The sequence below is a fragment of the Aminobacter sp. MET-1 genome (assembly GCF_026521175.1).
In the GTDB taxonomy this organism is placed as follows: Bacteria; Pseudomonadota; Alphaproteobacteria; order Rhizobiales; family Rhizobiaceae; genus Aminobacter.
Map to the genome: position 1 here is coordinate 108585 of NZ_JAMSHL010000005.1, position 18650 is coordinate 127234.

The following is an 18650-nucleotide window of genomic DNA, read 5'->3' on the forward strand; positions in this document are numbered from 1 at the left end:
CCGTGGGATATAAAGATTTCTTTATATCGTTATCTGGTCTCGTTCAAGCGCCGGTCAGGCACCCTTGTTCAGTGTGCAGTCTTGACCATGTCGACCTGGGATTCGGTGACATCGTCATGCAGTATGTGTTCGAGCCTGTCGGCGACGAGCCGGTCGTCGGCGCGGGGCTCGCGGACCCATGGGCGGCGGCCCTTGAGCACGCCTGATTCATCGACGATCTCGGCGACATATTCCTCCTGGCGATAGGCCATCACATGGATGCCCGATACGCCCGAGATTTCCTTCACCTCGTTGATGATGTCGATGCAGATCTGCTTGCCTTCTTTCTTCTGGTCCTGAGCGCCTTCGAGCCGCGTGATGATGGAATCGGGAATGTGGATTCCCGGTACGTTGGAGCGGATCCACTTGGCCGTCTTGGCGGAAGCCAGGGGGCCGACGCCGCAGAGGATGAAGACCTTTTCGGTGTGGCCGAGGTCGCGTGCCCGCTCCATGAAGGTGCGGAACATCGGCACGTCGAAGCAATATTGTGTCTGCACGAACTGTGCGCCGGCGGCGATCTTCTTGCCCAAATGGATCGGGCGGAAATCGAAAGGCGGAGCGAAGGGATTGACGGCAGCGCCCAGGAAGACCTGTGGCGGCGTGGTGAGCTTGCGGCCGGAGAGGAACTTGCCGTTGTCGCGCATGATGCGAACGGTTTCGAGCAGCGACATCGAATCGAGGTCGAATACGGGCTTGGCGCCCGGCTGGTCGCCGGCCTGCACGCCGTCGCCGGTGAGGCACAGGATGTTGGCCACGCCCATGGCGGCGGCACCCAGCACGTCGCCCTGGATGGCGATGCGGTTCTTGTCGCGGCAGGCGATCTGCATGATCGGTGCGTAGCCCATGCGGGTCAGAAGAGCACAGATGCCGACCGACGACATGTGGCAGTTTGCACCAGAGGCATCGACAGCGTTGATGCCATCGACCCAGCCGTCGAAAATCCTGGCGCGGTTGTAGACGTCCTCGGGGTCGGCGCTGTCGGGCGGGTTGAGCTCGGTCGTCACCGCGAACTCGCCGCGGCGGAGCACGCGCTCCAGGCGTCCGCGCGAGGAATGGCCGGGCAGGGCGTCCAGCGGCAGGTCGATGCCATCGGGATGCTCGTCGATCTGGCGTGGGCGCGGCGGGGTCATGCGACTTCCTTGCTTGCGGTTTCGCGTGCGGCCGCTGCCTGCGCCGTCACTCTGAGCCAGGCCGAGGTTTCGCGCAGCGATTGGTCGACCGGCTTCTGGACGTTGAGGATGGCGTCGCCCTTGGCCATGTTGCGCGAGCCTTCCCAGGCCTTGACCCAGACGCAGGGCATGTCGGGCTCGACCTCGCAATTGCCGTTGGCGCGCACGCCGCCGCAAGGGCCGTTGCGCAGCTGCTTGGGGCAGTTCATCGGACACGACATGCCAGTCGAGGACAGCACGCACTGACCGCACATGCGGCAGTCGAACATGAAGCCTTTGACGTGCTTTTCGACGAACTTGACCGGCGCTTCGACGCGGCCGTAGCCGATCTTCTTCCACAGCGGGTGAAGCGTCAGGAATGCATCGGCGAAACGGCTGTAGAACCACTCCAGCATGCGCGAATGGCGGATCGACCATAGGCGCACTGCAAATGTGCGCTGTACGCGGCGCTGCGGCGACACGTCGGCCGGCTTGTAGTCGCTCTTGGGCGCGGCTTTCTTGACCAGCGTCGCCTGGGTGGCGCCGGAATGAGGTGTCGCGCTCGATGTCGGCTGGGTATCAACCATCTTCCTTGCCGCCTGCCTTGACGAGAGCGACCAGCCGCTCCCTGGTGAATTTTGCGTCGATGTCGGCCATTGCCCTGTCTGCCTCGGCTTCGAGGTCGTCGCCGACGGGAATCGGATCCGCCTTGCGCCATTCGGCCAGATAGGCGTCGGTGTCGCCGGCGCCTGTCCGCATCGCGCACATGTCGATTGCTTCGGTGAAGCGCAGCGGCAGTTCGCGCTTGGCGTTCTGCCGACCCTTCTTGACGATCACCTGTGCAGGGATGTCGCGCCAGTAGACGATGATCAGATCGGCCATTTCGGTCTCGCTTTCAGTGTGTCGAGCATTGCCGCAACCGGTGGGGTGCCGCTTGTTATGGGACGACGCGCGCGCCTTCAAAAGCGACGCGGCGAGGTGTCGCAAAGAGATATGCAGGGGACGTTGCTGCGGCGCTACCAGACACCGCGACGAATGCCGGTCCAAAGGTACTGCCAGATGGTCGGATGGTACCATTGCCGGGACGGCAATCCGGTCTCGACCGGGTTCAATCTGCCTGACAGCGCATCGTCGATGGCGCTGGCGCAAATGGCGCGCGAGAACGCCGCCTGGCGCAGGGGATAGGTTGAGATCGTGTCGCCTTTTTCAGGCTTTCCCCGAGCGTGATAGAGCACGCCGCCCGTGTCGACGCCCGCGTCGACAAGGTGGACGGTCGAGCCGAAATTTCCAGCGTCGCCCGAAGCAAGCGCCCAATAGCCGCCGTTCATGCCGCGATATTTGGGATTGATGCCGGCGTGGTAGTTGAGAACCGGGCAGGGGATGGCGGCCAGGGTCGTCTCCGACAGCAACCGGCATCCGGCGAGAAACACCACTGAGGGCTTCAGCCTGTCGACGATTTCAAGAACTTCCGGGCTGTTGGCCGAGGCGACGTCGATGATTTCCTGGCCGGGCCGCGGCTCTGGTTGTAGGCCCTCCGCCTCGACGATGTGCCGGATGCTGCCCCCAAACAGGCTCTTACCCAGGCGGACCAGCACCATGGTGCCCAATTGGCCAGCGACGTTCATCCAGCCGAGTTTCCTGGCCCGGCGCATGAGCAGGTCGCGTTTGGAGTAGGGTGTTTCCTGGATGACGGTGATGGGGCCGAAACGGTCGACGAGGCTGTTGGCGATCGCCCAAATATGTGGGCCGCCTTCGGTGACGAAGACGATCGGTCCGCGGCTCATTCAGGCTACCCCAGCCAGGCGAGAAATGCGTGGGTGGCAAAGCCGGCACCGCCGACGACCGCACCGACCACCACCAGCGAAGCGACGCCCACGACGCTGCCGACGGCAAAAAGGATGCCGTCGCGCTCTGAAAGTGCGAGCCCCAGAAGGGCGGTGGCAAAGGCCGGCAGCCAGTTGCCCAACGGTATGGGCAGCGTGATCGAGACCGACAGGATAAGGGCGATGATGCCGATGACGCGGTCGCCACGCCTGCGCCAGAACGGCCAGTAGCGCGGGCGCACCACCTCTTCGAGGCGGATCAGACGCGGAATGACCCAGTCGGTAACGTTGCGAAACTGTTCGGCCGACAGCGAGCGTTTGGTGATGAAGGCAGGCAGCCAGGCTTGATTGCTGCCGAAGGCCATCTGGGCGGCGACGATGAGCAAGGGCAGTCCGAGGATGGCCGAAGCGCCCGGCGGCAGGGGGAGAAGATTGAAAGCGGCAAACAGGACAAGAAGCGGCGCGAAGCTGCGTTTGCCGAGCGTATCCCTGATGTCGCCGATGGAGATGTCGCCTTTTGCGTTGTGGGCGAGTTCGGCGAAGATCGAGGACAGTCGGCGGCCACGACGGCGCCTTGGGGCGGTTTCGCCTCCTTGACCTTGCTCCCCGTTCAAGCCCTGCTCCATAAGTCCTTTTGCCTGTCTGCGACGTTGTTTGCCGGCACGTCGTCCCCGGTCGCAGTGTGCGACGGCGAGGTTAATCCTTGATGACGCCGGAAGGTTGCCTTGAACGCTGCAATGTGATGTCGGCTTGCGCCGATTGCAACGTCAGCGGCGGAATTCGAGAATATCCAGCTTGGATTCGTAATACGGGGCAGGGAGCTCCAGGCGCCATTCAGCCGGGCCGGTGCGGAAGGCGTAGCCGACCTGGTCGGTTTTCTGTCCGCGGCCATAGGCCTTGGGCTTTTCCCCCGACACATAACCCGAACCGAGATAGATCAGCCGCGTATCACTGTCGGTGTAGAAGCGCCCCCTGGTACGCTGCGAGCCCGAAATCTTCTCGAGCATCCAGCCCGATCCGTCGTCGGTGACCTTGCACTTGAACCAGTCGTAGACGACGAGCGGACCGATGCCCCCGGCCTTGATGGTGCGGCACTGCCAGTTTCCGGTCATGTCGAAATCGGAGAACGGCTGAGGTTTTTTGGCAACGATTGTGGCGAGAACATCCACCTCACGCTTGAGGCCACCCTTGGCCTCGTCGAGCGCCTCTTTGCGGGTGGCGTCGTATTTCTCGAGCTTGGCCTTGTCTGCCGGCGTAATCAGCTTCTGGACCACGCCGTCGGCGTGGGCAACGCCTGACGATACCAGCAGGAGTGCTGCAAGCGTCAATTTGCGAACGAGCATCGGACCTCTCCCGAACGTGCCTGTTCCTGTTGCGGAATCAGGCGTTCAGCGATTTGCCGCTGCAGACGTCGCGTTGGCAAGTGCCTGGGTGAGGTCGCCATAACCGGTGGCGCGACGCTCATAGACAAGGCCGAGCATTCTGGCGGCATCTTCCGCCACCTTGTCGAGGGCGGGGTCGTCGGTCTGGGCGAGGTAGATCAGCTTTTCATAATTGCCGAAATAATCGGTCACCAGCTCCGGGTGGCGGTCGAGACCGAGTGGCTTGATGAAGAAAGCCTGGAACTGGCGGCACAGGAAATCGGTCATGTAGAACGACATCATGTCGTCCTCGGCGACCTTGGCGTAGGCTTCGGCTCCCTGATAGAACGCAAAGCAGTGCGGCCCTTCGATGCGCTCGACGCCGTGCTTTTCGCAGACGCGGTCGAGCAGGCCGCCGGTGCCGCAATCGGCGTAGCCGACATAGATGTTCCGGTAGCCCTCCTGCCTGGCCTCGGCGATCGCCTTGTCCATGGCGGGCGCGATGCGGTCGGGATGGAAATGGAAGTCGGCCGGCAGGCAGGTGAGTTCGAGATGGTCGAGGCCGAGCCGCTGTTTGACCGCCAAAATCTCGCGCGCGATCATGCCGCAGCCTATGACCAGCACCTTGTCGGCGGATATCTGATGTTGTGTTCGCGGCGCGCTCATGCGACCAGTTTCGCAGGGTTTAGGGTCTCGGGGGCGAGTCTACAGAACGAGGGAGACATCGTCCATGAAGCTGTCACATCTGGCGCCGATCGCCGTCATCGCCTGCGCATTGGCGCTTTCATCCTGCGCCAACACCATCCGCGGCGTCGGCAAGGACGTCAAGGGCACCGCACACGCCATCCAGGACACGGTCCGCTAGGACGGCCCCCTGGGGCATAAACGAAAAGGCCGCGCTGCGAGGCGCGGCCTTTTCTGTTTTGGATTACGCCGAGGCGCGGACGTTGTGCCGGCGCTTCATGAAATCCTTGGCGGTTTCCACCGCAACGGCGGCGTCGCGGCAGTAGGCGTCGGCACCGACGGCCTTGCCGAATTCCTCGTTGAGCGGCGCGCCGCCGACCAGCACGACATAGTCGTTGCGGATGCCCTTTTCCTTCATCGTGTCGATGACGACCTTCATATAGGGCATGGTGGTGGTCAGCAGCGCCGACATGCCGATGATGTCGGGCTGATGCTCCTCGATGGCGTTGAGATAGTTCTCGACCGGGTTGTTGATGCCGAGGTCGATGACGTCGAAGCCGGCACCTTCCATCATCATGCCGACGAGGTTCTTGCCGATGTCGTGGATGTCGCCCTTGACGGTGCCGATCACCATCTTGCCCTGCTTCGGCGCGCCGGTGGCGGCGAGAAGCGGACGCAGGATGTGCATGCCGGCCTTCATGGCGTTAGCCGAGAGCAGCACTTCCGGCACGAACAGGATGCCGTCGCGGAAATCCTCGCCGACGATGCGCATGCCTTCGACGAGGGCCTCGGTCAGCACCTTGTAGGGCACCCAGCCGCGTTCGAGAAGGATGTTGGTGCCTTCCTCGATCTCTTCCTTGAGCCCGTCATACAGGTCGTCGTGCATCTGCTGCACGAGTTCGTCGTCGGAAAGCTCGGACAGGATGATTTCGTCGTCGGACATCTTGGAAGGCTCCCTGGTGCAGGCCGTATCGCGGCGTGCGGATACTTCGCTATTCCTAGCCTGCAAGCATTCCAAATCCATAGCTGATTTGCGACTTCCTGCAAGACGAAAGCGACTGACAATCTATCGTTTTTCTTGTCGAATTTGCGACAGCTCTTGGCGCTGACAAGCCGTTTCGATAAGGGTGCATGGCTACGATCCGGCAAGGAGCCGCGACAGGCGGCGCAAAACGGATTCAGGGAAGAAACGACGATGAGCGATAACCCGTCAGTCGATCAGGAACAGGCAGGCGGCAGGCGTGGGCGTGGCGCAAGCGGTGGTGCCGCGGCACGGCGCGCGGCGCGCAGCGGCGGCGGTCCGGGCACCCAGCTCACCTATATCAAGCGCAAGGTGAACGTGTACGAGGTGCTGAACGAGGAGGGTCTTGCCCTCATCGAGAGGAATGCCGACACGGTGCTGGAAGAGACCGGCATCGAATTCCGCGATGACGCCGAGGCATTGCAGCTGTGGAAAGAAGCCGGCTGCGACGTCAAGGGCGAGCGGGTCCACTTCCCCAAGGGCCTCTGCCGCGAGCTGCTGAAGACGGCACCGTCCATCTATACCCAGCATGCGCGCAACCCGGAGCGGTCGGTGCAGATCGGCGGCGACGCCACTGTTTTCGCGCCGGTCTATGGCCCGCCCTTCGTGCGCGATCTCGACGGCAACCGCCGCTACGCCACGATCGAGGATTTCCGCAATTTCGTGAAGCTCGCCTACATGGCGCCGTCGATTCACCATTCGGGTGGCACGGTGTGCGAGCCGGTCGATGTGCCTGTTAACAAGCGCCACCTCGACATGATCTACAGCCACATCAAATATTCGGACAAGCCGTTCATGGGCTCGGTGACCGCGCCCGAGCGCGCCGAGGACACGGTGGCGATGGCCAAGATCGTTTTCGGCGACGACTTCGTCGAAAACAACACGGTGCTGACCAGCCTGATCAATGCCAATTCGCCGATGGTCTTCGACGAGACCATGCTTGGGGCGCTGAAGGTCTATGCACGCCACAATCAGGCCTGCATCGTCACGCCTTTCATCCTCGCCGGCGCTATGAGCCCGGTGACGGTCGCGGGCACGCTGACCCAGGTTCTGGCCGAGGTTCTGGCCGGCGCCTCGTTCACCCAGCTGATCCGCAAGGGCGCACCTGTGCTGTTCGGCACCTTCGCCTCGTCGATCTCGATGCAGTCAGGAGCGCCGACCTTCGGCACGCCGGAGCCGTCGCTGGTGTCTTACGGTGCAGCGCAGCTGGCACGGCGGCTCGGCCTGCCGTTCCGCACCGGCGGTTCGCTCTGCGCCTCGAAGGTCCCGGACGCGCAGGCAGCCTATGAAAGCGCCAACACGCTCAACTCGACGCTGCTTGCCGGCACCAACTTCGTGCTGCATTCGGCTGGCTGGCTCGAAGGCGGTCTCGCCTCCTGCTACGAGAAGTTCATGATGGACATCGACCAGCTCGGCATGCAGCAGAAATTTGCCGAAGGCGTCGATCTCTCCGAGAACGGCCAGGCGATGGACGCCATCCGCCAGGTCGGCCCGGGCAGCCACTATCTTGGCTGCGACCATACCCAGGCGAACTTCCAGACGGCCTTCTACCGTTCGAACATTGCCGACAACAATTCCTACGAGCAGTGGCTGGCCGAAGGGCAGAAGACAGCACCCCAGCGCGCCAACGAACTGGCCCGCCGCTGGCTGGAGAGCTACGAGGCGCCATATCTCGATCCCAGCATTGACGATGGGCTCAAGGACTTCATCGCCGCGAAGAAGGCGTCGATGCCCGACGCCTTCACTTGAAGGGAGCCCGATACAGGCGGGGCTAAAGTCGCCAGCATCATCCACAAGGAAGTCTGGCGGAGCGCATTCTCCGACCCGGACCCGAAGGGGTAGCGCTTGCCGTCCCCCGACGTGGACATAATTTCCGCCGCGCTGGCCAGCCATGGCCTCATCCAGCGCGGCGGTTTCGTTTTCGGCAATGAGGAGACGGCACCGAATGGCCCGACAGGCAGGCCGGCGCAGTCGGTGCTGCTGATCGGGCAGGCGGGGGCGGCGCCGTGGCCGCATTTTCAGCGATGGCGCGCAACGCAGCCGGCCAAACTCGAAAACCCGCTCGACAGCTGGTCGCGTGAGGTGATCGGCGATGTCGCGAAAAAGTTCGGCGCGCGCGCCGTGTCGCCATCCGACAAGCCCTATCTGCCGTTCCAGCAATGGGCCATGCGGGCCGAAGGGCTCAAGCCGTCGCCGCTGGGCATCCTGATGCATCCCGAATATGGGCTCTGGCATGCTTATCGCGGGGCATTGCTGTTCGATGTCGGGCTGGAGTTTGCCGAGCTTCGCGAACAGAGTCACCTTTGCGATCTATGTGTCGGAAAGCCCTGCCTTAAATCCTGTCCTGTGGAAGCCTATTTGGTTGCGGGTTTTGCCTATGAACGATGCCTTGCGCATGTGCGCGGCCCTGACGGCGGGACCTGTCGCACGGCGGGGTGCGTTGATCGCAATGCATGCCCATATGGGACGGCCTATCGCTACCCGGCCGATGTTCAGGCCTTTCACATGAAGAGCTACGCCGGCCTCTGAGCTCGCTCGGCTGGCCCAATCGCTTTCCCGGCTCGCTTGTTGCCTTTGCCGGCCGACAGGCATATTCAAAGTCATCAGATGACTTGATGAATGTTGCCATGCAGCCAGCCACCCGAACCAATCTCACCGACAGCGCCGCCGACAGCCTGCGAGCCGAAATCGTCAGCGGCCGCTGGGCCGTGGGCGAGCGTATTCCCAATGAAATGGCATTGACCGACCTGTTGTCGGTAAGCCGCGGCACCGTGCGCGAAGCCGTGCGTGCCTTGGTCTCGCAAGGTCTGCTCGATACGCGGCAAGGCTCCGGCACCTATGTCCGCTCGGCAGTCGACCCTTCGGCGGTGCTGGACCGCGTCAAGCGCGCCGGCCTGCGCGACCAGTGGGAAACGCGCGCCGCCCTGGATGCGGAAGCGGCGCGGCTGGCAGCATTGCGCCACACACCAGCGGATCTGGTGAAAATGCGGCGGTTGCTCGAGGCGCGCGGCACCGTGGCCGATGGCGGGCACGAAGCCTTCATCCGCCGCGACATCGACTTCCACAAGTCGGTTGTCGAAGCTTCCGGCAACCGGGCGATGATCGAACTCTACGACTTCTTCACCGGAGCGATCACCGAGACCATCAAGGCGACGCTGTCGGGCGAACTGCCCGAGCCCGATGCGCCGGCCCATGAGGCCATCGTGGATGCCGTGGCCTCCGGCGATCCGGACCGGGCCGCAGCCGCGGTTCGCGCCTTCATGGCGCCCGTACTTTTCGAACTCGACAGGTTACTTGCCCAATGAACCAGACTTTTGTTCCCTCGGGCCGGGCCGCTGAGGCGGTGGCCATCGAAGGTCTCGACGACCAGCTGATCGATGCCGAGGTCGACAGCCGGCCGGCACCGCAGGCGCCGGTTCTGCGCAGCGGCATGGCGCGTTTCGTGCTCGGCGCCAGCCTGGTGCTGATCGCCTTCAATCTCCGCCCGATCTTTTCCAGCCTGTCGGTATTGTTGCCCGAGGTGATGCAGGCGACGGGCCTTTCGCCGGTCGGCGCCAGCATGCTGACGACACTGCCGGTGCTTTGTCTCGGCCTGTTTGCGCCGCTGGCGCCCAAACTCGCGCAGCGCTTCGGCGCCGAGCGTACGCTGCTCATCGCATTGTTGCTGCTCGCCTTCGGCACAGCCCTGCGGGGGCTTGGCACTGTGCCGCTGCTGTTTGCGGCAAGCTTCATGGCGGGTGCGGCAATTGCCATCGGCAATGTGCTGCTGCCCGGGCTGGTCAAGCGCGACTTTCCAGACAAGGCGGCGATGATGACCGGGCTTTATACCATGGCGCTGTGCGCGGGGGCCGCTTCGGCGTCCGGCCTCACATTGCCCATCGAACACCTTGTTACCGGGTCCTGGTCCGGGGCGTTGGCTGTCTGGGCGGTGCCGGCCTTCATCGTGCTGCTGATCTGGACCCCCCAGGCACTCGGCAGCCGCAGGCAGGTTAGCCACAGCGGCTTCCGCGTCGTTGGGCTGTGGCGCGACCGGCTGGCCTGGCAGGTGACGCTGTTCATGGGGCTGCAGTCGGCGCTCGCCTATTGCGTCTTCGGCTGGCTGGCGCCGATCCTGCGCGAACGCGGCTTCGACGCCACGACCGCCGGCGCCATCGTGTCGCTTTCGGTCATGGCGCAGGTGGTGACCTGCCTTGCCGTGCCATCCATCGCCGTCCGCCGCAAGGACCAGCGCGGCGTCAACGTGGCGCTTGCCGCGGCTGCGGTCATTGCACTGCTGGGCATCCTGTTTGCGCCGACCTCGACCATCCTGTTCTGGGCGGTGCTGCAGGGCATCGGTCAGGGCGGGCTGATTGCGGCGGCGATGACGCTGATCGTGCTGCGCTCGCCGGATTCGCATGTCGCGGCCCATCTCTCCGGCATGGCGCAGGGCGTGGGTTACACGCTGGCTGCCATCGGCCCGCTCCTGGTAGGGCTTATCCGCAACTGGACCGGCAGCTTCGCTGCCTCCTCGGTGCTGTTCGTGGCGCTTGGCCTCGGCGTCGCCGTGATGGGGCTGGGCGCGGGCAGGGCGCTACATGTCGGTGCCCGCGCGGAGCCGATCGACGCCGCCTGAGCTTGTCTGGCTGGCCGGAGTCCCTATGTTCGCGACGGGACATCAGAAGGAGCTTTGCCATGGCGACCAAGCGCGACATCGAAATTGTGACGGCGGATGGCGTCGCCAAGGCCGGACTGTTTGGACCTTCGAATGCGAAAGCCGGTGTGATCCTCTACATGGATGCCTTCGGGCCGCGAGCCGCGCTTGACGAGATGGCCGAGCGGCTGGGCAGCGACGGTTACGCGGTGCTAGTGCCCGACCTGTTCTATCGTGCCGGCGCCTATGGTCCCTTCGACGCCAAGACTGCCTTCTCCGAGGAAAAGACGCGGACGGAACTGCGGGCTCTGATCGGCGGCACCACGCAGGAGATGACGATGCGTGACACCGGCGCCTTCATCGAGGCGCTGGCGGATGCTGGCGTTGCTGGCCCGGTCGGCGCCGTCGGCTATTGCATGGGCGGCTCGCGCGCGCTCAATGCGGCCGCGACCCATCCCAACCGCATCGTTGCCGCGGCAAGCTTCCATGGCGGCAATCTTGCCGGTGATGCACCCGACAGCCCCTGGCGCAACGCCGCCAGGCTCAAGGCGCGCATCTATGTCGGCTCAGCCGGCGTCGACGGCAGCTTTCCGCCCGAACAGTCGGCGCTGCTCGCCGAGGCGCTGCGTTCGGCCGGGGTCGACCACATCCTCGAAAACTATGTGGGCATGGGCCATGGCTGGTGCGTGCCCGATCATGGCGTCTATGACGAGGCGGGCGCCGAGCGCCACTGGCGGCGCCTGCTGACGCTGTTTGCGGAGACGCTCAGCTAGCGCCCGGCTTTGCCAATTCCATCGATGTCGGCTATCAGGCCGGCACATGCGTCCGGCTTGCCGTCGGGCGCCGATTTTTTGCCAGCGGAAAATCCTGATGCAATCCTTTGATGTGGTCGTGATCGGCGCAGGCGCAGCCGGCATGATGTGCGCTGCCGAAGCGGGCAAGCGCGGCCGCTCGGTGCTGATCGTCGATCATGCCTCGGCACCCGGCGAAAAGATCCGCATCTCCGGTGGCGGACGCTGCAACTTCACCAACATCAACGCCAGCCCGAAGAATTTCCTGTCGCAGAACCCGCATTTCTGCATTTCGCCGCTCAGCCGCTACACCCAGCGCAACTTCATCAGTCTCGTCGAGCGTTACGGCATCGCCTATCACGAAAAGACACTAGGGCAGCTGTTCTGCGACGGCTCGGCGCGCCAGATCATCGATATGCTGGTGACCGAGATGCGCCACGGCGGCGTCGAGCTGCGGCTTGCGACGTCAGTCGAGAGCGTGACGCGCTCGATTGACGGCTTCGACCTGAAGCTGGACGGCAACAAGGTGCGCTGCAAGTCGCTGGTCGTTGCCTGCGGCGGAAAGTCTATCCCCAAGATGGGCGCCACAGGCTTCGGTTACGAGATCGCCGCTCAGTTCGGCCTGCCTGTCGTCGAGACGCGGCCGGCGCTGGTGCCGCTGACCTTCGACGCCAACACGCTCGAGCGGCTTGCGCCGCTGTCGGGTGTCGCCGTCGACGCCGAGGTTTCCTGCAACAAGACGCGTTTTTCCGAAGCGATGCTGTTCACCCATCGTGGCATCAGTGGCCCGTCCATCCTGCAGATCTCGTCCTATTGGCGCGAGGGCGACGAAATCGCCATCTCGATGCTGCCGGGAACTGACGTCGCCGCCATTCTGCGCGATGCCAAGCGGGGCAACGGTCGCCAGGCGGTGCAGACCGTGCTTGCGGCCCATCTGCCCAAGAAACTCGCGCAGACGATTGCCGAACGGCTCGGCTTCAACGGCAATCTCGCCGATTTGAACGATGCCCACCTGAGGTCGGTCGACGCGGCGGTCAACCAGTGGCGCATCAAACCGGCGGGTTCGGAAGGCTATCGCACGGCCGAGGTGACGCTGGGCGGGATCGACACGCGTGTGCTCGACCAGAAGACCCTTCAGGCGAAGACCGTGCCCGGCCTCTATTTCATCGGCGAGGTTGTCGACGTCACCGGTTGGCTCGGCGGCTACAATTTCCAGTGGGCCTGGTCGTCCGGCTGGGTCGCCGGGCAGGCCGTCTGATCTCTCCGGTCTCTGTCGCCGATCTGCATCCGGTGCGGAGGGCATCGCGACATCCTGCGGATACATAGGTTTCCGATACCGACCGACATCTTTCTCAATCAGAAGGTGTGGTGCGGATGTCGTCAACAATCAAGGCGTTTGCTGTTTCACTGGCGCTCGGAGGCACTCTGGCGATGCCAGCTTTGGCCAACCAGCAGCAATGCTCGTGCGGGAACCTGCAAAGCGTCCAGGAAGAGCTGAAGAACGCGGACTATCTGGCCAAGTTCTTCGCTGACATGGCAGCCCAGCTCAAGGCGGTCGAGGACCCGCTGATCGAGGCGCACAGGGACCCGACGCACCCCGATTCCGATGTCAGCATCCACGATCGCTCGTCGCGAAGGCGGGCCGAGATTATGTTGACGTTCAGGCTGCCCCATCGCCCCGCGCATGGTTACACGGGGCCGGCAACGGTGGATATGAGATATGGCAGCTGCGAGCAGAAGCCGGCCATGCTCGAAGCCTTGCGGGCAGGTTCCCAGTGCAAGGAACTTGCCGACTTTGCCTTGGAACACGAGGCCGCGCATCGCACGAAATGCACAAAAGACACCGTTGCCGCCTACTGGGACCGGTATCCGAGCCAGTTCGCTGCCGAAGAAGCCGAGCGCTACCGCGAGCAGGCCAAGGCCACGCGCGCGTTGCTCAAACGTATCATCGACGAGGGTACCGTTACCATCGAGGCGAAGCTCGAACCGCGCATTTCGGGGCCGCAGTTCGACGTGACCTATTCTTACGTCACGCAATCGGCGGAGATGGAAGGCAACAGCTCGCCGGGATCTGACACCTGGACGCTGAAGGGCAAGACGCGACGAGCGGGCAAGATCAAGAACATCAAGCTTGCCGGCATGTCGTGCACACCGAGCGGCCAGATAAACGACGATATCGACCTGGCGCTGAAGCTCGACGGCCTGACCATGGGGCTCGACAGCAAGTCCAAGGGCAAGCCGGGCGACGTCAAGATCCGCTGCAAGGGTGGTCACGGCATGTCGATGCGGCCGCAGGGCGAGGTCTCTGGCGGCAATATCTTTGCCGATGAAGCCTTCACCATTGGCACCGACGTGTCGCAGGACGTCCGCAGCTTGCCATTCGCGAGATACGTGCCCAGCGGCATGTCCGTCAGTGGAACGAACACGGTCAGCGTCAAGCTGGTCTGCCCGGGCAACTGAGGGAGGCGAAAAAAACTTCCCACCACCCCAAGGATCGCCCAAAAGCTTTCGTCCAAGTGGCGATGATGGCGATGATGCTGGAAGAGGGCGAGGCCTCCGACACTGATCTGGTCGGACGGGCCCGCGATGGGGACAGGCAGGCTTTCGGCGAACTCGTCGGGAGACATTACGACTTTATCCATCGCGTCGCCTGGCGCTGGTGCGGCAACGCATCTGATGCCGAAGACATCGCCCAGGACGTCTGCGTGCGCCTGGGGCGCGCCGTGAGGGACTATCGCGGCGGTGCGGCCTTCACCACCTGGCTCTACGCGATGACGCTGAACGCCGCGCGCGACGCCTTGCGCAAATCGTCAAGGGAAACCGCCAAGACCGCGGCCTATGGTGTTCACACGCTGGTCGCGGAAGGAGCGGCGCCGGTCGAAGACCCGGCGGAAGCCTTGTGGGCGGCGGTCAGGCTGCTGCCGGACAAGCAGCGCGACGCGGTGCTTCTGGTCTATGGCGAGGGCCTGTCGCATGCCGATGCGGCAGAAGCCATGGCAATCGCCGAAGCCACCGTCTCGTGGCACATCCATGAAGCGAAGAAACGGCTGAAGCTGCTCATGCGCTCGGCCGGGGAAGTATGATCATGGTCGACGACACCGAACTGGACATGCTCAGGGGCATGAAGCCGCCGGCGCCTGGTGCAGCCGCCAGGTCGCGCGCGATCGCTGCCGCCATGGCTGCTTTCGACGAAGAAAAAATCGCAGCTACGCCCCAAGGAACCGAACCGGGCAATCGTCTCACCGAGCGAGCAAGGAAGCTCTGGAGAGACATCATGCACAAGAAGCTGATCGCGGCGCCGGCACTGGCCGGACTCGTCGCCCTGCCGATCGCCGGCTACGCCACGTTTTACCTGATGGAGCAGTCGCCGTTCCAGTTTTCGGCGCCAGAGAAGGCGGAACTCGCACGCCAGCGCGCCGAAGCCCCTGTCACAACGGCCGAGCCCCTGCAGAAGCCAGATACCGAACTCGGCAACAGCGTCGCCAAACCGTTGGCGGCCTCGGGGGCGGCCAAGCAGAAGGCGGAAAGCGCAAGCGGCGAGGCTGCCGTCATGAGTGAGATTGCGCCTGCCAGCCCGGTTGCGCCTGCGCCGATGGCGGATGCCGCGGCACGGATGAGCGTGCAGAACATGCCGACGCTGATGGTGCAGCCGCAAGCCACCATCGCGCCTGGCGACATGCCGATGGCGCCGGTCGAAAACCGTGACCGCATCCAGGACTTCAAGACCAACCCGGTGCGCTCGGCGCTGGAGGACCCTGTCTCGACCTTCTCCATCGATGTCGATACCGCGTCCTATTCCTTCGTTCGACGCTCGCTGAAGGAGGGCGTTCTTCCCCAGCCAGACACCGTCAGGGTCGAGGAGATGGTCAACTACTTCCCTTATGACTGGAAGGGGCCGGACCAGGCGTCCGTGCCGTTCAACACGACAGTCAGCGTCATGCCTGCGCCGTGGAACGAGCACACCAAGCTGATGCATGTTGCGATCAAGGGTTATGACGTGCAGCCGACTGAGCGGCCCAAGGCCAATCTGGTGTTCCTGATCGACGTCTCGGGCTCGATGGACGAGCCAGACAAGCTACCGCTGTTGCGCTCGGCCTTCCGGCTTCTGGTCAACAAGCTGTCGCCGGACGATACAGTCTCGATCGTCACTTATGCCGGTGACGCAGGCACCGTGCTCGAACCGACCAAGGCGTCGGAGCGCGACAAGATCCTTGGCGCCATCGATACGCTTTCGCCTGGTGGCTCCACCGCAGGCGAGGCCGGCATCCGCGAAGCCTACCGGCTGGCGCAGAAGTCGTTCGTCAAGGATGGCGTGAACCGGGTGATGCTGGCAACCGACGGCGACTTCAATGTCGGCCAGACCGACGACGACGACCTCAAGCGGCTGATCGAGGACAAGCGCAAGTCGGGCGTGTTCCTGTCGGTGTTCGGCTTCGGCCGCGGCAACCTCAACGACCAGATGATGCAGACCATCGCCCAGAACGGCAATGGCACGGCCGCCTATATCGACACGCTGGCCGAAGCCGAGAAGGTGCTGGTGCAGGATGCATCGTCGACGCTGTTCCCGATCGCCAAGGATGTGAAGATCCAGGTCGAGTTCAATCCGGCCGTGGTCGCGGAATACCGGCTGATCGGCTACGAAACCCGCGCGCTAAACCGCGAGGACTTCAACAACGACCGCGTCGATGCCGGCGAAATCGGCTCGGGCCATTCGGTGACCGCGATCTACGAGATCACGCCCAAGGACAGTGCTTCGCTGGCGATGGATCCGCTGCGCTACGGCCAGGCCTCGACCGGCACAGGCGGTGTCGTCAACGCAGACGAATATGCCTTCGTGAAGATCCGCTACAAGGCACCGGACGGCGACACGAGCAAGCTGATCACCACGCCGGTGACCAAGGCCAACGAAGTCGCGAGTTTCGATGCGGCAGGCACCGACCAGCGTTTTTCGGTGGCCGTGGCAGCTTTCGGGCAGAAGCTGCGCGACGAAGATGCCACCGACAAGTTCGGCTTCGACAAGATTTCCGAGATCGCCTCGGCGGCGCGCGGAGCGGACCTCTACGGCTATCGCGCCGAGTTCCTGTCGCTGGTGCGGCTCGCATCGTCGCTTGAGGGCAGCAACAGACCCTAAAGGTACCGCTGGGGCAGGTGGGCCGGCCGGCGGAAAGGGGGCTTTCCGCCGGCCATTCTTCAATGATCTCCAGGCGGCGGAAAGGGGGCTTTCCGCCGGCCGTTCTTTTGTGATCTCTAGGCGGCCAGCCGAAAACGGGTGGCGCTTCGGAGAATGTTGATGGCTGACCGGCAGCTTGACGAATGGGATATCGCGCATGGCGGCCTGCGCTCGCTGTCGTCGCGTGAGATCAAGATTTTCTGGGACGGCTATCTCGCTCGCCGCAACGACCCCAGGATACGCCATGGCAGCCTCTATTCGCGCTGGCGGCATGTCGCCGACGATCTGGTGGTTTCACTCTACCTGACCAACCGAAGCGTCGGGCTGTTCGTCAGGGGCCAACGCGGCGAGGGTTTTACAACCACCTTGAACCGGCTGTCAGCCTTCGAGCCGGCGTTGGGCAAGGCGCTCGGCGTCAGCCTGCGTGGCGAGTATGCCCTCTGCTATCTGTCCAACCATCGGGTCGCAATGATCGATCCGGCCAACTGGCCACAGGCCTACGAGTGGCTGGAGAGACAGGAAAAGCACTTCAGTAATGTCCTGAGCGACATGGTTGTCGGCACCTAGACGTCTGGCGAAGCGAAATTTTCTATCGGCAGCCGAAGTGCTCGCCAGAACATATCTATTCACCTGTAACTATCTGAAAATCATCGGAAAACCGATCTGGCAACAGGCTGGAAAGGGAAGTCCTTGCCCGCCCTTTTCCGCACGCGGTCCAGCCGCGGGCGCAGAAATCGTTACGTTCTATCTTGCAAAAGATATATCTTTGAATAGATATAGCGGCATGAAGCAAACATCCTGGAGAGGTACTCACATGTTCAATCACCCCAATTTCAACGATCGTTGCCGCGGAGAATGGTCCATGTCGGGCCAGAACGAAGGCGGCAGGGGCGGCGGCCGCCACGGTCGCGGCGGTCCCTTCGGCCGCCATCGCGGCGGACCCTTCGGCGGCCGCGGCCCGCGCATGTTCGATCCCGGCGCGCTGCGCCTGGTCGTGCTCGGCCTGATCGCGGAGGAGCCGCGCCACGGCTACGACATCATCAAGGCTCTGGAGGCTAAATTCCAGGGCGCCTACAGCCCGAGCCCGGGTGCGATCTATCCGATGCTGCAGATGCTGGAGGAGGCCGACCTCGTCGTCTCCGTCGCCAACGGCAACAAGAAGCTCTATTCGATCACCGAAGCAGGCCAGGCCTATCTGGACGAAAACGCCGCCGAGCTGGCCAAGATCAATGGCCAGATCGAGGAAAACTCGACCCAGGTCAGTGGAGTCGCCCTCGGCGACGAGGTCAAGGCGCTGAACTTCGCCGTGTTCAGCCGGCTGCGCAGCGGCTCGCTGACGGCTGAGCAGGCCGAGAAGGCACGCGAGATCCTCAAGAAGGCGCGCCGCGACCTCGAAGACCTCTGATTCCCGAGACCCGCAAGACTGCTGGAGCTCCCGTCGCAAGGCGGGAGCTTTTTTGTGCAAAACTGAGCAAAAGGCCAGATTTGCGAGCCGTTACGAACAATTCAAGTTAAAGGCAGAGCTCTTCCAAAACCTGATCGCAACGATCCTTGGCTAATATAGCTGCGGGTGAACAAAGGGTGGCTTGAGAATGCAGGTTGGTGGCGTGATGTCGGGTGCGGTTTCGAATGTTCGCACCGCCGACCCCTTGGTGATGCCCGCGAGACCGGAGGCCGCAAACGACGCGGCGCAGGTCGAGCAGGCGGCCGCCAACAGCCATATCTATGTGCCCGCCAGGCCGATCCAGCAGGTTGAGCAGGGCTCAGTTCGAGGCCCGTCGCCATCGCGGATGAGCGCCATCGACGATGCCCACCGCACGGCCTGGTCGGCGCTCAACAACGAACGCTTCCGGCTAGCCATGGAAAAGCTGGCCGACGTCAGGACGTTGGATGCGGTGATGATGATGCGTCCGGTCGAAGGTGCCGGCACCGACGTCAGGTCGGCGCTTGCGCGCTACGAAGAAAACAGCTGACGCCAGCGCA

Annotated in this window: 21 protein-coding genes; 13 read left to right on the plus strand and 8 right to left on the minus strand. The window is 63.4% G+C overall.

The window, feature by feature from the left end:
• Window positions 1-68 precede the first annotated feature (68 nt).
• The 7 genes from NDO48_RS09180 to NDO48_RS09210 form a co-directional block, all read right to left on the minus strand.
• A complete protein-coding gene (locus NDO48_RS09180; RefSeq protein WP_018428385.1) occupies window positions 69-1169 on the minus strand; it encodes a methylenetetrahydrofolate reductase in 1101 nt (366 codons plus the stop codon).
• The gene (locus NDO48_RS09185) at window positions 1166-1774 is read right to left on the minus strand and encodes a methylenetetrahydrofolate reductase C-terminal domain-containing protein (RefSeq protein WP_018428384.1); all 609 of its coding nucleotides are present in this window, start codon (window positions 1772-1774) and stop codon (window positions 1166-1168) included. The genes NDO48_RS09180 and NDO48_RS09185 overlap by 4 nt, the downstream gene beginning before the upstream one ends.
• Entirely contained in the window at window positions 1767-2069 is a 303-nt protein-coding gene (locus tag NDO48_RS09190) for a virulence factor (RefSeq protein WP_018428383.1), read from the minus strand. Before NDO48_RS09190 ends, NDO48_RS09185 begins: the two co-directional genes overlap by 8 nt.
• Before the next feature lie 134 nt (window positions 2070-2203).
• The gene (locus NDO48_RS09195; RefSeq protein ID WP_018428382.1) at window positions 2204-2971 is read right to left on the minus strand and encodes a formyl transferase; all 768 of its coding nucleotides are present in this window, start codon (window positions 2969-2971) and stop codon (window positions 2204-2206) included.
• 5 nt (window positions 2972-2976) lie between these two features.
• Window positions 2977-3624 carry an exopolysaccharide biosynthesis protein gene (locus NDO48_RS09200; RefSeq protein WP_040456767.1) on the minus strand — a complete coding sequence of 216 codons (648 nt, stop codon included), beginning with the start codon at window positions 3622-3624 and terminating at the stop codon, window positions 2977-2979.
• Between the two features lie 153 nt (window positions 3625-3777).
• Window positions 3778-4353, minus strand: a complete 576-nt coding sequence (locus NDO48_RS09205) for a DUF4893 domain-containing protein (RefSeq protein WP_018428380.1) — start codon at window positions 4351-4353, stop codon at window positions 3778-3780.
• A 45-nt stretch (window positions 4354-4398) separates the two neighbouring features.
• Entirely contained in the window at window positions 4399-5037 is a 639-nt protein-coding gene (locus tag NDO48_RS09210; protein ID WP_026227278.1) for a DUF1638 domain-containing protein, read from the minus strand.
• Between the two features lie 64 nt (window positions 5038-5101).
• On the opposite strand from NDO48_RS09210, the gene NDO48_RS09215 reads away from it, so the two are divergent.
• On the plus strand, window positions 5102-5236 hold the full coding sequence (locus NDO48_RS09215; RefSeq protein WP_018428378.1) for an entericidin A/B family lipoprotein: 135 nt from the start codon (window positions 5102-5104) through the stop codon (window positions 5234-5236).
• A gap of 63 nt (window positions 5237-5299) precedes the next feature.
• On the opposite strand, the gene NDO48_RS09220 is transcribed toward NDO48_RS09215, so the two are convergent.
• A complete protein-coding gene (locus NDO48_RS09220) occupies window positions 5300-5998 on the minus strand; it encodes a corrinoid protein (protein WP_018428377.1) in 699 nt (232 codons plus the stop codon).
• A gap of 252 nt (window positions 5999-6250) precedes the next feature.
• Here NDO48_RS09220 and NDO48_RS09225 point away from each other — a divergent pair, with 252 nt between their 5' ends.
• From NDO48_RS09225 to NDO48_RS09280, 12 genes are all read left to right on the plus strand, one after another.
• On the plus strand, window positions 6251-7825 hold the full coding sequence (locus NDO48_RS09225) for a trimethylamine methyltransferase family protein (protein WP_018428376.1): 1575 nt from the start codon (window positions 6251-6253) through the stop codon (window positions 7823-7825).
• Window positions 7826-7921: 96 nt separating this feature from the next.
• Window positions 7922-8605 carry a hypothetical protein gene (locus NDO48_RS09230; RefSeq protein ID WP_018428375.1) on the plus strand — a complete coding sequence of 228 codons (684 nt, stop codon included), beginning with the start codon at window positions 7922-7924 and terminating at the stop codon, window positions 8603-8605.
• A 98-nt stretch (window positions 8606-8703) separates the two neighbouring features.
• Complete coding sequence (locus tag NDO48_RS09235) at window positions 8704-9381, plus strand: FadR/GntR family transcriptional regulator (protein ID WP_026227277.1); 678 nt, start codon at window positions 8704-8706, stop codon at window positions 9379-9381.
• Window positions 9378-10688, plus strand: coding sequence for a CynX/NimT family MFS transporter (locus NDO48_RS09240; protein WP_018428373.1), 1311 nt, complete (start codon window positions 9378-9380; stop codon window positions 10686-10688). Before NDO48_RS09235 ends, NDO48_RS09240 begins: the two co-directional genes overlap by 4 nt.
• Before the next feature lie 59 nt (window positions 10689-10747).
• On the plus strand, window positions 10748-11479 hold the full coding sequence (locus NDO48_RS09245; RefSeq protein WP_018428372.1) for a dienelactone hydrolase family protein: 732 nt from the start codon (window positions 10748-10750) through the stop codon (window positions 11477-11479).
• A 97-nt stretch (window positions 11480-11576) separates the two neighbouring features.
• A complete protein-coding gene (locus NDO48_RS09250) occupies window positions 11577-12755 on the plus strand; it encodes an NAD(P)/FAD-dependent oxidoreductase (RefSeq protein WP_018428371.1) in 1179 nt (392 codons plus the stop codon).
• A gap of 116 nt (window positions 12756-12871) precedes the next feature.
• Window positions 12872-13957 carry a hypothetical protein gene (locus tag NDO48_RS09255; RefSeq protein ID WP_018428370.1) on the plus strand — a complete coding sequence of 362 codons (1086 nt, stop codon included), beginning with the start codon at window positions 12872-12874 and terminating at the stop codon, window positions 13955-13957.
• 65 nt (window positions 13958-14022) lie between these two features.
• Window positions 14023-14580, plus strand: coding sequence for an RNA polymerase sigma factor (locus tag NDO48_RS09260; protein ID WP_026227276.1), 558 nt, complete (start codon window positions 14023-14025; stop codon window positions 14578-14580).
• 2 nt (window positions 14581-14582) lie between these two features.
• Window positions 14583-16628 (plus strand): vWA domain-containing protein, encoded by a 2046-nt coding sequence (locus NDO48_RS09265; RefSeq protein ID WP_026227275.1) that lies wholly within the window; start codon window positions 14583-14585, stop codon window positions 16626-16628.
• A 159-nt stretch (window positions 16629-16787) separates the two neighbouring features.
• Complete coding sequence (locus NDO48_RS09270) at window positions 16788-17234, plus strand: hypothetical protein (RefSeq protein ID WP_157632739.1); 447 nt, start codon at window positions 16788-16790, stop codon at window positions 17232-17234.
• Between the two features lie 295 nt (window positions 17235-17529).
• The gene (locus NDO48_RS09275; RefSeq protein ID WP_245262175.1) at window positions 17530-18072 is read left to right on the plus strand and encodes a PadR family transcriptional regulator; all 543 of its coding nucleotides are present in this window, start codon (window positions 17530-17532) and stop codon (window positions 18070-18072) included.
• Window positions 18073-18259: 187 nt separating this feature from the next.
• Window positions 18260-18640, plus strand: coding sequence for a hypothetical protein (locus NDO48_RS09280; protein WP_018428365.1), 381 nt, complete (start codon window positions 18260-18262; stop codon window positions 18638-18640).
• The last annotated feature ends 10 nt before the right edge of the window (window positions 18641-18650 follow it).